At 65.9% G+C, this 13,013-nt stretch carries 13 protein-coding genes; 4 read left to right on the plus strand and 9 right to left on the minus strand.

The features are described 5' to 3' along the window. The first annotated feature begins 24 nt into the window (after positions 1–24). On the plus strand, positions 25–966 hold the full coding sequence (locus AC1DV8_RS03595) for a diacylglycerol/lipid kinase family protein (RefSeq protein WP_477156516.1): 942 nt from the start codon (positions 25–27) through the stop codon (positions 964–966). A 60-nt stretch (positions 967–1,026) separates the two neighbouring features. On the opposite strand, the gene AC1DV8_RS03600 is transcribed toward AC1DV8_RS03595, so the two are convergent. The 8 genes from AC1DV8_RS03600 to AC1DV8_RS03635 all read right to left on the minus strand — a co-directional run bounded on the left by AC1DV8_RS03600 (position 1,027) and on the right by AC1DV8_RS03635 (position 9,597). After that, entirely contained in the window at positions 1,027–1,260 is a 234-nt protein-coding gene (locus tag AC1DV8_RS03600) for a hypothetical protein (protein WP_477148686.1), read from the minus strand. A 109-nt stretch (positions 1,261–1,369) separates the two neighbouring features. After that, entirely contained in the window at positions 1,370–1,840 is a 471-nt protein-coding gene (locus AC1DV8_RS03605; RefSeq protein WP_477148687.1) for a hypothetical protein, read from the minus strand. Between the two features lie 4 nt (positions 1,841–1,844). Further along, complete coding sequence (locus AC1DV8_RS03610) at positions 1,845–2,228, minus strand: ElaB/YgaM/YqjD family protein (RefSeq protein ID WP_477148688.1); 384 nt, start codon at positions 2,226–2,228, stop codon at positions 1,845–1,847. A 169-nt stretch (positions 2,229–2,397) separates the two neighbouring features. Further along, entirely contained in the window at positions 2,398–2,556 is a 159-nt protein-coding gene (locus AC1DV8_RS03615; RefSeq protein ID WP_477156517.1) for a DUF3309 family protein, read from the minus strand. 9 nt (positions 2,557–2,565) lie between these two features. Then, entirely contained in the window at positions 2,566–2,733 is a 168-nt protein-coding gene (locus tag AC1DV8_RS03620) for a hypothetical protein (RefSeq protein WP_477156518.1), read from the minus strand. 123 nt (positions 2,734–2,856) lie between these two features. Then, the gene (locus AC1DV8_RS03625) at positions 2,857–3,735 is read right to left on the minus strand and encodes a transglutaminase family protein (RefSeq protein ID WP_477148690.1); all 879 of its coding nucleotides are present in this window, start codon (positions 3,733–3,735) and stop codon (positions 2,857–2,859) included. Between the two features lie 11 nt (positions 3,736–3,746). Further along, positions 3,747–6,155: a circularly permuted type 2 ATP-grasp protein gene (locus tag AC1DV8_RS03630; protein WP_477148691.1), complete on the minus strand. Its 2,409-nt coding sequence runs from the start codon at positions 6,153–6,155 to the stop codon at positions 3,747–3,749. A gap of 100 nt (positions 6,156–6,255) precedes the next feature. Beyond that, on the minus strand, positions 6,256–9,597 hold the full coding sequence (locus tag AC1DV8_RS03635; protein ID WP_477148692.1) for a transglutaminase family protein: 3,342 nt from the start codon (positions 9,595–9,597) through the stop codon (positions 6,256–6,258). Positions 9,598–9,693: 96 nt separating this feature from the next. Here AC1DV8_RS03635 and AC1DV8_RS03640 point away from each other — a divergent pair, with 96 nt between their 5' ends. Further along, positions 9,694–10,224 (plus strand): hypothetical protein, encoded by a 531-nt coding sequence (locus tag AC1DV8_RS03640; RefSeq protein ID WP_477156519.1) that lies wholly within the window; start codon positions 9,694–9,696, stop codon positions 10,222–10,224. Here the strand turns inward: AC1DV8_RS03640 and AC1DV8_RS03645 are convergent. Then, a complete protein-coding gene (locus AC1DV8_RS03645; RefSeq protein ID WP_477148694.1) occupies positions 10,221–10,490 on the minus strand; it encodes a hypothetical protein in 270 nt (89 codons plus the stop codon). The genes AC1DV8_RS03640 and AC1DV8_RS03645 overlap by 4 nt on opposite strands. Before the next feature lie 107 nt (positions 10,491–10,597). On the opposite strand from AC1DV8_RS03645, the gene AC1DV8_RS03650 reads away from it, so the two are divergent. Then, the gene (locus tag AC1DV8_RS03650) at positions 10,598–11,521 is read left to right on the plus strand and encodes a LysR family transcriptional regulator (RefSeq protein WP_477148695.1); all 924 of its coding nucleotides are present in this window, start codon (positions 10,598–10,600) and stop codon (positions 11,519–11,521) included. Positions 11,522–11,719: 198 nt separating this feature from the next. Beyond that, a complete protein-coding gene (locus tag AC1DV8_RS03655) occupies positions 11,720–12,877 on the plus strand; it encodes an ABC transporter substrate-binding protein (protein WP_477156520.1) in 1,158 nt (385 codons plus the stop codon). Positions 12,878–13,013 lie beyond the last annotated feature (136 nt).

Below are 13,013 nucleotides of genomic sequence, written 5' to 3' on the forward strand. Positions count from 1 at the left end.
GCGAGGCGGGCAACGGAGGCGGGCATGCACTTCATCGGCGTCTTCAACAAGGACGGCGGCACGTTCCGCACCATGGACATGTCGGCGTTCGTTGCCATGGCCGAGAAGATCTTCACCGAACAGGGCCACGTGCTCGAATGTCGGGTGGTCGATGGCAACGAACTACTTGCCGAGCTGGAGCGGGCTGCCGGAGACCCGGCATCCGACGTCGTGCTGGCCGGCGGCGGGGACGGAACGATCTCGGCAGCGGCCGGGATCTGCTTTGCTCACAAGATGGCGCTCGCAGTGCTTCCCGCCGGTACGATGAACTTGTTCGCCCGGTCGCTGGGCGTGCCGTTGCAGCTCGAGGCGGCGCTGGAGGCCATTGCGCGGGGCGAGGTGGCCGCTGTCGACATTGCGACTGCCAATGGCCGTCCGTTCGTCCACCAGTTCTCGGTGGGGCTACACTCGCGGCTGGTTCGGATCCGCAACGAACTCACCTATCACAGCCGCTGGGGCAAGATCCTGGCGAGCCTCAGGGCAGTCGGGCTGGCGCTGTCGCGACCGCTGGTGTTCGACGCGGAGATCAGCACCCGGCAGGGCACCGAGCGGCGCAAGGCGACGGCCATTGCCGTTTCCAACAACGTCCTGGGCGAGGGGCACGTACCCTACGCCGAGGTCGTCGATCGGGGCGTCCTCGGAATCTATGTCGTCAAGCCGATGCCGCCGGCTGAGCTGGCGCGGCTCGCCCTGTCGCTCGCCTTCGGCAACTGGAAGGCGCATCCGCTGGTATCGGAGCGCGAGGTGACCCAGGTGAGCCTCTATTTCCCCAGGCGCAAGGCTTCGGCCCTGGCGGTCATCGATGGCGAGTTGATCCCGCTTGAACGTTTGACGGACCTCAGGATCCACGCCCAGGGCCTGCGTGTCGTGCGGCCGGCCACCGACAAACCGGCCGAGGCCGCCAATCCCGCCATCGAGGCGGCCTGACAAAGCGACGCCCCGCCGTGGGTGTCGGGGCGGGGCGCTCCTACTCAGTCTGCGTTTCCGTCAGAGGCTGGCGGCGCCGCCTTCCACCGGTTGCTGGCCCAGCTTTCGCAGGGCGTTTTCGATGGCCTTAAGGTCTTCGCCGTCGTCGCCGTCGACCGGGGTCATACCCTCGGTGGCGCTGCGCTCCTTGGAGAGCGAGTCCGCCTCGAGCTGACGCAGGATGGTGATCTTCTCAGCATCCGCGATGTGGTCGTCGGTCAGAATGGTCACGATCTTCCGCTTGATGTGGGTCATAGCTCACACTCCTGGAATTCTTCCTTGACCTGCACAACTCAACCGCAACTGCAGGTGATGCAGATAACGTGGGGAGCCGAGCGAGGTTCCCTGAAATGTGGCGAAGTGATCAGTCCGGATCGTGGCCGTTGCCGTGCCGCTCGCCATGCGAGCCGCCACCTGGCTTAGCCAGCAGATAGGCTGCGGCCAGTGCCCCGCCGATCGGAATGCCGACCTTCTTCATGATGTCGGACTTCAGCACCAAAGGCAGCGCCGTCAGGGCCGCCGTGGTGACGAGCGCGGTCTTTTCGGCCGCGTTACGCCGCTGCGCCGCACGGCGCTTGGCGATACTGTCGGTTATGGCGATAGCCGCATAGATTCCCAGCGCCACGACGATCGCACCGGCGCCGATGACCAGCGGAGCCACGATGGGCCCCCACATCAAGGCGAACCAGGCGTGGAGCGCGACCAGCAGGAACGCGAGCCCGATCAACGCGAAAAGCGCCACGGCCGACCAGGCCATGGCGTTGTTCTTGAAGTGTTCGAGCAACTCGTCGACCTCGATCCCGAGGACCGAAGCCGCCAGCGCCAAGAGGTGCATGGAGCTACCTCGAAACGACGGCGAGTACGAAGCCGAGCGCGATGGCGCCGGCGACGGCAGTCAGCGGCTTCTCGCGGATGGTGTCCTTGATCTGCTTTTCCAGCTGGCCGAACTCGTCCTGGATGTCTTCCACGGCGTGCTGGCCATTCTTGGCAAGGTTCTTTACCTCGCGCTTGGCCAGCCGCTGGGCGTCGCTGACCTTGTCCTCGGCGAGATTTGCCAGAGTCGCAGCGATCGACTTCAGGTCGGTCTGTAACTGGTGCACCTGAGCGGATAGCTCGTCCTCGCGGCTCTGGCGCGCTGCAGCGCGACGCGGGCCGTTCGCAGCTCGGCGGGCCGGGGCTTTGGCGGCGGTGCGGTTAGGTGCCATATCGGTAGTGGATGCCATGGTGGTCGCTCCTCTGTGGTTACTGTTCAACGCACAAGCAGTTCAACGGGTTCCGGTGCGGGCGGGCACGACTACTTGCGTGCGCAAAAAGAGCGCACCCCGGTTCGGGGGCGAACCGGGGTGCTATGGCGAGCCGTAAGGGGGGCGACCTTGGCTCGCAGAGGGCCCGTCAGAATACGCGCATCAACACAAGGATGATGACAATGACGAGCACGACGCCAAGAATACCGGAGGGGTAAGCTCCCCAGGAGCGGGAGTAGGGCCAGGCCGGTATGGCGCCGATGAGAAGCAAGACCAGCAGGACGATGATGATCGTGCTTAAAGTCATGGGACGCTCCTAAAGAATAGAGAGCAGCAAAGTCGCGGCCACCGCGAGGATGCCGACCGCTGGGACTATTGCAGCCAGCACCGCGCTGTAGTGCACCCGACCATCGTATCCTTCGGGCATCCAGGCGGTAGCGGAGTGGGCGGCGTGTTCGAGGTTGGCGATCTCAAGTCTGGTCATCGCTCTCGTTCCTTCTCACTACCGGTGGAGGACCGGCAGACACGCAGCCTCAATGGTGCGTCTGACCCAACAACGGGTACCGCCACAATTGGTTGCAGGGGGATGCTGAAAAGTAGGCGACGGCTATTCGACGCGGACGACGTCGACCGATTGCTTGGCCGTGTGGCCGCCGCTGGTGCGCAGGACGCCGACGATCGGGGAAACGTCGGAATAGTCGCGGCCGTGGCCGATGGTGATGTGGTCGGGGCCGGCGAGCATGGCGTTGGTGGGGTCGAACTCGAGCCAGCCAGCGTGCTGGCCGCACCAGACGCGGACCCAGGCGTGCATGGCGTCGGCGCCCTCGAGCCGCGGCTTACCCTTTGGCGGGATTGTACGAAGGAATCCAGAGACATAGCCGGCGGGGATGCCGAGGCCGCGGAGGCCGGCGATCATCACGTGGGCGAAGTCCTGGCAGACGCCGCGCTTCAGCGCGAAGGCCTCGGCGGGGCCGGTATCGACCTTGGTGGCGTGCTTGTCGTAGCGGAAATCGCGGTGGATCTTCATGCAAAGGTCCATTGCTGCCGCGTAGATGGACTGGCTCTCGCCCACGGAAGTTCGTGCGTAGTCCGTTATTGCGGCATCGAGCGGGATGCGCGGCGAGGCGCTGAGGAAGTGCTGCGGCGAATCCGGCGCCAGCGACCAGAGCGTGGCGAGTTCCTCCTTCAACCCATCGAGGGTAGGGGAGAGGTCGACCGGGCTATGCAGGTCCTCGACCTGCACGCGGGCGGTCAGCCGCACGTCGAGGTGATCGTGGCGCCCCGAATAGGCGATGGTGGTGACGAGGTTGCCGAAATAGTCGGCGAAGGTCGTCTCCTGCTCGGGCCGCGGCTCGAACGACAGTGACGAGGCAATGACGCGCTGGACGTTCGGGATAGAGATCGGCGCGACACGCACCAGGTGCCGGTCGCCATGCACGGAGGCCTTGTAGTCGTAGTGCAGTTCGAGCCGAACGTCGTAGAGCACGGCCCGCCTCCTCAGACGAAGTAGGCGTCGGCAATGAGCCCGGCGAGGTTGCCGATCTCGATGCCCAGCCGGTTGAGTTTTGCCGTCGACATGTCCTCAGGCTCGGTGACGCGCAGCTCGGTATCGAGCGACAGCGCCGCTTTGGCAGCGGTGGACAGGTGCCCATCCTCAAGGCCGCCGGGCAGTTGCTCGAGCTGCTGATGCAGTTCAGCGATCTGGAAGCGCACAGAGCGCGGGTTCAGCGGATCGAGCACCAAGAGGTCGACATAGGAGTTGACCCCGGCGCTCACTGCATAGCGGCGGCGGTGGGTCATCACGCTGTCGCCAACTTCGAGCAGCAGGTCGAGCGCCCCTTCGGGCGCGCCCTTGCGGGTGCACCAGGCGACGCTGCCGGCGATCTGGATGCCGCGCTCGAGCCGGCGGCCGATCTCGAGGAAGCGCCAGCCGGCGAAGCGATACATGTTCTCGTGCACGAGGCCGGAGAAGCCGGCGAGCTTGCGCAGCAGCACGGTCATCGCGCGGGTCGCGTCGTCGCCCGACTGCACGCGCTGGGCGAAGCTGCGGGCGGTCTTCCGCAGATCCGTCAGCGCCAGCCAGCCGTCGGGCGAGAAGCGGTCGCGGATCTGGCTCGCGCTATGCACAGCGCTATCGATGGCGGCGAGCAGGCCGGGCGGCAGCGGCACCGAGGCATCGACGCCGATGCCGTCGAGATAGGCGCGGGTGTCCTTGAGGATAGCCTGGTCGGGGTTCGAGACTTCGGCGAGCCGCGCGTTGTAAGCGCGGAGGATCCGGACCATGGCTTCGCAGCGCTCGGCGTAGCGGCCCAGCCAGATCAGGTTGTCGGCAGCGCGGCTCGGCAGGCTTCCGGCCGACATGCGCACCAGCTTTTCGCCTTCGGTGGGGAGCAGCGTGACGCGCTCCACCGGCTTGGGGCTGACCACCCACACGTCCGCCGCCTGGCCGCCGCGCTGCATGGCGATGGCCGTCGAATCCTGAGTCGAGCCGACGCGGGCGAAGCCCCCCGGCATAACAGTCCAGCCGTCGCGGGTGCGGGCGGCGTAGACGCGCAGCGTCATCGGCCGCGGCTCAAGCTTGCCGCCGACATAGACCGGGGCGGTGGAGAGCTGCACCTGCTCCTGGCCGACAAAGGCGCCACCCTCGGCTTCGAGCCGGGCCAGCATGGCCTGCCGCTCAGCCGCTGGCAGCATGCCGCCGACGATGGTGCCGCGCGGATCCTCGATAGCGAGGCCGGTGGCGAAGGCCGAGCCGACCATCATGGTGTCGAAGTGATCGATGACGTGCTGCCGTTCGGCCGCGCCGCCGCACCACCATGTGGCGATCGATGGCAGCTCCAGGTCGCGGTCGGTTAGCGCGCGGCAGAGATTGGGCATGAACGCCGAGAAGGCGCGAGTCTCGAGGATGCCGGTCCCCAGCGCATTGACCATCGAGATGCTGCCCTGTCGCAACGCCTCGGCGAGGCCGGGCGTGCCGATGCGGCTGTCGTAGCGCAGCTCCAGCGGGTCGGCGAAGCTGGCATCCATGCGGCGCCACAAGACGCTGATTGGCTTGAGGCCGGAGACGGTGCGCACCATCACCTGGCCATTGTCCACCACCAGGTCCTCGCCCTCGAGCAGGGTGAAGCCGAGATAGCGCGCGATATAGGCGTGCTCGAAATAGGTCTCGTTGTGCTGGCCCGGCGTCAGGATGCCGACGCGACCATCACCGGAGCGCGCCAGGCCGTTCAGCGCATCGCGAAAGCCGCGGAAGAAACCGGCCAGCCGATGCACATGCATCTTGCCATAGATGTCGGACAGGGCACGCGTCGTCGCCACCCGGTTCTCGACGGCGAAACCGGCGCCCGACGGTGCCTGGGTGCGATCACCCAGAACCCACCAGCCGCCATCCGGACCGCGGCCGAGTTCGAAGGCGCAGAAATGGAGGAAGTGCCCGCTCGCCGGCTTGATACCGACCATCGGCCGCAGGAACTCGTCGTTGCGGGCGATCAGCTCGGGCGGCAGCAGCCCGCGCTGTACCAGCTCGTTGTTGCCGTAGATGTCGGCCACGATGGTTTCGAGCAGTTCGGCGCGCTGGGTCAGCCCGCGCGTGATGGTGAGCCACTCGCTCTCATCAAGGATCAGCGGGACATGGGCCAGCGGCCAGGCACGCTCCTTGCCCTCGGCGCCGTCGTACTTGCGATAGTAGACGCCGGCGTCGCGCAGATACTGGTCGGCGCGCTCGAAGCGGCCGGCAAGCTCGTCGTGCCCAAGCTCGTCGAGAGCGGAAATCAGTGTGGTCCAGCCGGGGCGGATGCTGCCACCGGGATCGATCATCTCGTCCGGAACGCCCGGCAACAGCTTGTAGTCGGCGATAAGGCTTGGTGCCCCGCGCTTTCTCACCTGCCGTTGATTCCGCTTATCCATGAGGAGATAGCGCTAGCGGAAGCGGATGGAATGGCAAGTGGGAATTGAACTGGATGGTCAAAATCCGGGTGTCATTTCGTCATACGGGAACGGGGCCGAGCTAGGCCGGCACCCGCAGATCCAGCGTCAGCGGGAACTCCGCCGAGCGCTCCTCGGTGGGCGGCACGAAGGCTCCCGGGGTGTGGCCGCGCGGTTCGAAGCGGGACAGGCGGCGGGCTTCTGCCTCGTTGCCGTTGACCGGGAAGGTCTCGTAGTTGCGGCCCGCAGGGTGAGCGGTGTGGTAGGTGCAGCCGCCAATCGAGCGGCCCGACCAGGTGTCATAGATGTCGAAATGCAGCGGCGAGTTGACCGGCAGGTTGGGGTGCATGCCCGACGCCGGCTGCCAGGCCTTGAAGCGGACTCCAGCCACCGCGACGCCCACCTCACCGGTGCCGGTCAGCGGCACGGCGCGGCCGTTGGCGGTGACCTGATAACGGCCGGGGTTGAGACCCTCAAGTTTCACTTGAAGTCGTTCAACCGATGAATCAACGAAGCGCACGGTGCCGCCGATGGCCCCTTGCTCGCCCATCACATGCCAGGGCTCGAGCGCCTGGTTGAGGGTCAGCTTCATGCCCTCGATCTCCACCTCGCCGCAGAACGGGAAGCGGAACTCGAGCTGCGCCGCGAACCACTCGGGGTCGAGGTCAAAGCCGTTGTCCTTGAGATCACGCAGTACGTCGAGGAAATCGGCCCAGACGAACTGCGGCAGCATGAAGCGATCATGCAGGGTGGTGCCCCAGCGGGTGAACTTGCCCTCTTTGGGCGCCTTCCAGAACCGCGCAATCAGGGCGCGGACCAGCAGTTGCTGCGCGAGGTTCATCCGCGCATTGGGCGGCATTTCGAAGCCACGGAACTCCACCAGCCCAAGCCGGCCAGTCGGGCCGTCGGGCGAGTAGAGCTTGTCGATGCAGATTTCGGAGCGGTGGGTGTTGCCGGTGACGTCGACCAGCAGGTTGCGGAACAGCCGGTCGACCAGCCACGGCCGCGGCGGGATACCTTCGCCCGGCAGCGGCACCTGCTTCATCGCGATTTCGAGTTCGTAGAGGCTGTCGTGGCGGGCCTCATCGAAGCGCGGCGCCTGCGAGGTGGGCCCGATGAACAGGCCAGAGAACAGGTAGCTCAGCGACGGATGCTGCTGCCAATGGAGGATCAGGCTCTTCAGCAGGTCGGGCCGGCGCAGGAACGGCGAGTCCCCCGGGGTCGAGCCGCCGACCACCACGTGGTTGCCGCCACCGGTACCGGTATGCTTGCCGTCGATCATGAACTTGTCGGCGCCGAGCCGGGCCTGCCGCGCTTCCTCATAGACCGCAGTGGTGGTGGCGACGCACTCTTCCCAGCTCGAGGCCGGGTGGATGTTCACTTCGATAACGCCCGGATCGGGCGCCACGCGGATGACGTTGAGCCGTGGATCGTAGGGCGGGGCATAGCCCTCGACATGGATGGGAAGGCCGAGTGTCTTGGCCGCCTCCTCGGATGCGGCGATCAGTTCGAGGTAGTCCTCCACCGTCGACACCGGGGGCAGGAAAACGCAGAGGCGGCCCTCGCGCAGCTCGACCGTCACCGCGGTGCGGACGACGGAATCGATCTCGTCGAGCACCTGCTCGGTGACGTCCTGGTTGATGGTCGGATCGGCGGTGAAGGTCGATGGTTGGGCGTGGTGGCCGACGCGCACCTCGACCGGCTGCTGCAGCAGTTCCTCGACTTCGGGCAGGTCGAGCACAGCGATCAGCGGGTCGCGCGGGACGACGTGCGGGTAGGCGGTCGGTTCAACGTGCTTCAGCGAACTCAGCGGCAGGCGGTAGCCGACCGGCGAGTCACCGGCGGCGAGGAACAGCTTGCCGCGGCGCGTGCGCCATTTCTCGGTGATCCAGCGGTTGGTGCGGTCGGGCAGGGCGTTCCAGCGCTGCACCGGGAGCACGTAGCCGGTCGGGTTGTTGAGGCCGTTGTCGAATACCCGCGCCATGCGGGCCCGGGCTTCGGGGTCGGCGAGCTCGGAATTGGCCGGATCGACATTGGGCGGCAGGCGGGCTTCCTTCACCAGCCAGTCGCCGGGATCCTCATAGGCGGCGTCGATGGTTTCGGTGCCGACGCCGAGATTGTTGGCGATCTCGGTGAGGAGGCGTTGGTCGTCGCCGGGCTTCGCCGCCGTCGGCACGCCTTCGTGGGCGAACAGCTTGTCGTCGCGCCACACCGGTTTGTTGTCGCGGCGCCAGTAGAGCGAGAAGGTCCAGCGCGGCAGCGTTTCGCCGGGATACCACTTGCCCTGGCCGTAGTGTAGTAGGCCGCCGGGTGCGAAGCGTTCGCGGAGGCGCCGGATCAGCGCATCGGCCTTGGCGCGCTTGGTCGGCCCGACCGCATCGGCGTTCCACTCGCCGGCCTCGAAATCGTCGATGGAGACGAAAGTCGGCTCACCACCCATAGTGAGGCGGACGTCGTTGGCGACCAACTCCTCGTCGACCTTCTTGCCGAGCACGTTGAGCCGGTTCCAGCTCTCGTCGGAGAACGGCATAGTGATGCGCGGGTGCTCGGCGACGCGGCTCACCTTCATGTCGAAGGCGAACTCGACATTGGCGAAGCTGGTGAAGCCCGAGATCGGCGCGGCGTTGCGATAGTGCGGGGTGGCGGCGAGCGGCACATGGCTTTCGCCAGCGAGCAGGCCGGAGGTGGGGTCGAGCCCGACCCAGCCAGCGCCCGGGAGGTAGACCTCGCACCAGGCGTGGAGATCGGTGAAGTCGTGGTCGGTGCCGGCGGGACCGTCGAGCGAGACGAGGTCCGGCTTCAGCTGGATCAGGTATCCGGAGACGAACCGGGCGGCGAAGCCGAGGTGGCGCAGCGCCTGCACCAGCAGCCAGCTTGAATCGCGGCACGAACCCTGGGCGCGGGTCAGCGTCTCGTCGGGTTCCAGCACGCCGGTTTCGAGGCGAACGATATAGCCGATCTCGCGCTGCACCCGGGCATTGAGCGCGGTGATGAAGTTCACCGTGTTCATCGGGGTGCGGTCGACCTGGCGCAGGAACTCCATCAGCAGCGGGCCAGCCGGCTGCGGCTTCATGTAGATCGAGAGATCGTCGCGCAGTTCCTCGGGATACTCGAACGGCCAGGTCTCGGCCCGCTCTTCGACGAAGAAATCGAACGGGTTGTAGACGGTCATATCGGCGACGAGGTCGACCTCGATCTTCAGTTCCATCACCGGCTCGGGGAAGACGTGGCGGCTGAGGTAGTTGCCGTAGGGGTCCTGTTGGACGTTGACGAAATGGTTCGATGGCGAGACCCGCAGCGAGTGGCTCAGCACCTTGGTCTTGCTCTGCGGCGCTGGCTGGAGCCGGATGATCTGGGGTTGGAGGACTACCGGACGATCGTACTTGTAGTGCGTCAGGTGATAGATCGCGGCTTTAATCGACATGCGGTCGGATGCTCGCTACTGAGGCACAGAAACTTCCCACGCCGACGATAGCATAGAAGATCGGCGCGGCTAGCCTTCGCGAGAGACAGAGCAAACATGACAGACGAGCAGGCGATCCCCGTGTGGCGGCGCGTCATTCGCGGCATCGGGCGGGCGGTGGTGACCATCGCGGTGGTGATCTACACCGTGCTCGACGAGCTGCTGTTCCCACTGTTCCGGCCGTTGATCGGGTGGCTCGGGCAATTTCAGCTGTTCCAACGGCTCGGGGAACTGATCGGCCGGCTGCCGCCCTATGTGGCGCTGGCGCTGCTTGCGGTGCCGTTCGTGATCATCGAGCCGGCGAAGCTGTTCGCCGTGTACTGGGGCGCGACAGGGCATGTGGTGCAGGGGACCATCCTGCTGCTCATTGCGCAGGTGCTGTCGCTGTTGATCTGCGAGCGGATCTTCCACGCGGCCTATGAGCCGCTGATGCGGATCGGCTGGCTCAAGGCGCTGCTGGGCTGGCTGTTCGGGCTGCGCGACCGGGCGATCGGCTGGGCGAAGTCGACGGCAGCGTGGCAGGCGGCGGTCGGCTGGGTGCGCGGCGCGCGCGAGTGGCTGCGCGGGCTGCTGGCGTCGCTGCGCTAGCGCTTCTTCTTGCCCTTGATCTCCTCGCGCATCGCGGTGCGCGATTCCATCAGGAACTCCTCGATTTCCTCGAGGCTGGCGGAGAAGTCGTAGCCGGCATTGCCGAAGACGATCTCGAAGGTGTCGTCGTCGCGCAGCATGTAGCCGCCATGCGCTTCGATCTTGGGGTTGCGCTTCTCGGCAATGAGCAGGCTGACCCCGAACGGGCGGCCGATGCGACGGACGCGGCGCTCGATGGCGGCGAGGGTGTTGGCGCGGCTGCCCATGGCTTATCCCCCTGGATTGAGTTCCATGTTCAAATAGCGTGCTGATCGGCGTGGGCAAGAGGCAATCGGCCGATTGAGCGCCGGATGGGGCAATGGTTTAGTGGGACATGGCTTTCACGCTCCGGCAACTGCAGTATTTCATCTCGGTCGCCGAGGAGGGGACGGTGTCGGGGGCAGCGCAGAGCCTCTCGATCAGCCAGTCGGCGGTGACCGATGCGATCAAGGAGCTGGAATCGGACCTCGGGGTGACGCTGTTCGAGCGGCACCGGCGCGGGCTGACGATCACGCATACGGGGCATCAGTTCTACCGGCACGCGGCGCGGATCCTTGCCAGCGTTTCGGACGCACGGCGGAGTTTTGGCGAGGCGGAAGCGCCGGTGGCGGGCTCGCTGCAGCTGGGCGTGACTTCGCTGGTGGCGGGCTACGTGCTGTCGGACCTTCTCGCGCGGTATCGGCGGGCCTATCCCAACGTCAATGTCTCGGCGATCGAGGACAATGGCGACTACCTCGAGCACCTGCTGATCGGCGGCGAGCTGGATGTGGCAGTGATGGTGATCTCCAACCTCCGCGACCGCGTGGCGCTGCAGGCGGAGATATTCGAGACTTCGCCGTATCGGCTATGGCTGCCGCTGGGGCACCGCTTGGCCGGGGCGGACATCATTTCGGTTTCGGACATCGTGCCGGAGCCGCTGATCATGCTGACGGTGGACGAGACCGAAGAGAATACCGGCAAGCTCCTTGCCGCTTTCAGCGCGCGGCCGAACGTGGCGTTTCGGACGCGATCGGTGGAGGCGGTCCGCAGCCTGGTTGCCACCGGCGCCGGCATCGCGCTGCTGCCCGACCTGGTCTATCGGCCGTGGTCGCTCGAAGGCGACCGGATCGAGAGCCGGGACATTTCGGGAGCGTTGCCGGTGGTGCAGGTGGGGATGGTGTGGCGGCGCGGCAGCCAGCTGACGCAAGCGGCGCGGGATTTCATCGGGCTGGCGCAGCAGCAGCATTCGCCACGGGGCAGGGCGGCGCAGGAGCGCTGATTCACCGTTCAGACTGCCATCAGAGGCCGTTCATCTTTCTACAGATGGGCGATTGAGGAACGTCAGCTACGCTGTCATATCGGTTTTTCCGATATCTCCCCCCGGCCGAATGCATTTGCGAATAGCAAGGCGCCCGATAAGCTTCCAATCAAGGGCATGCTGCGCATTTGGGAGCGCTGCCCGAGCAGGGAGAAATCGATGAAATCCATCCTCAAGACATGTACGGCCTTGACCATGGTTGCGACCTTCACCGGCCAGGTGGCTGCGCAGGAGATGCTGCAGTCGCTCGGCGCGGGCGAGGGCGAAGTCTCGATCGTCGCCTGGGCCGGCTACATCGAACGCGGTGAGACCGACCCCAACTATGACTGGGTCACCAAGTTCGAAGCCGACACCGGCTGCAAGGTGAGCGTGAAGACCGCCAATACCTCGGACGAAATGGTGGCGCTGATGAACGAAGGCGGCTTCGACCTCGTCACCGCCTCGGGCGACGCCTCGTTGCGGCTGATCGCCGGCAAGCGCGTGCAACCGATCAACACGGCGCTGATCCCGTCGTGGTCAACGATCGACGAGCGGCTGCAGAACGCCGCGTGGCACACGGTCGACGGCACACATTACGGCACGCCCTATGTCTGGGGCGCCAACGTGCTGATGTACAATACCGACGTGTTCAAGGACGGGCCGCCGACCAGCTGGAACGTGGTATTCGAGGAGATGAACCTGCCCGACGGCAAGTCCAACAAGGGCCGGGTGCAGGCCTATGACGGCCCGATCTACATCGCCGACGCCGCGCTCTACCTGATGGCGCACAAGCCCGAGCTCGGCATCAAGGACCCGTACGCGCTCAACGAAGACCAGTACAAGGCGGCGCTCGACCTGCTGCGCGTGCAGCGGACACTGGTCGGCCGCTACTGGCACGACGCCTATATCCAGATGGACGACTTCAAGAACGAAGGCGTCGTCGCGTCGTCGTCCTGGCCGTTCATGGTCAACGTGCTGGTGGCCGAAGGCGCCAAGGTGGCCTCGACCTTCCCCGAGGAAGGGATCACCGGCTGGGCCGATACCACGATGCTCCATTCCGAAGCCGCGCATCCGAACTGCGCCTACATGTGGATGGAGCACTCGCTCGCGCCCAAGGTGCAGGGCGACGTCTCGGCCTGGTTCGGCACGGTGCCGTCGGTGCCCGCTGCCTGCAAGGGCAATGAGCTCCTCACCGACGAGGGCTGCACGATGAACGGCTACGAGAACTTCGACAAGATCCGCTTCTGGCGGACCCCGACCGCGAAGTGTGAGGCGGGCGAGTGCGTGCCGTACTACCGCTGGGTCAGCGACTATGTCGGGGTCATCGGCGGCCGATAAGCGGCCCGAGGGCAGCGGGGCGCTGCTCCGCCTCCTCCACCCCGCAACTGTCACTCCCGTGGCGGACGCGATCCTATGCGATCTCGCGTCCACAGCGAGTTGGGTCTCCGCCGTTGCGGGGGTGACACCTGATACG

It is taken from the genome of Devosia sp. P3_B2 (assembly GCF_056402875.1).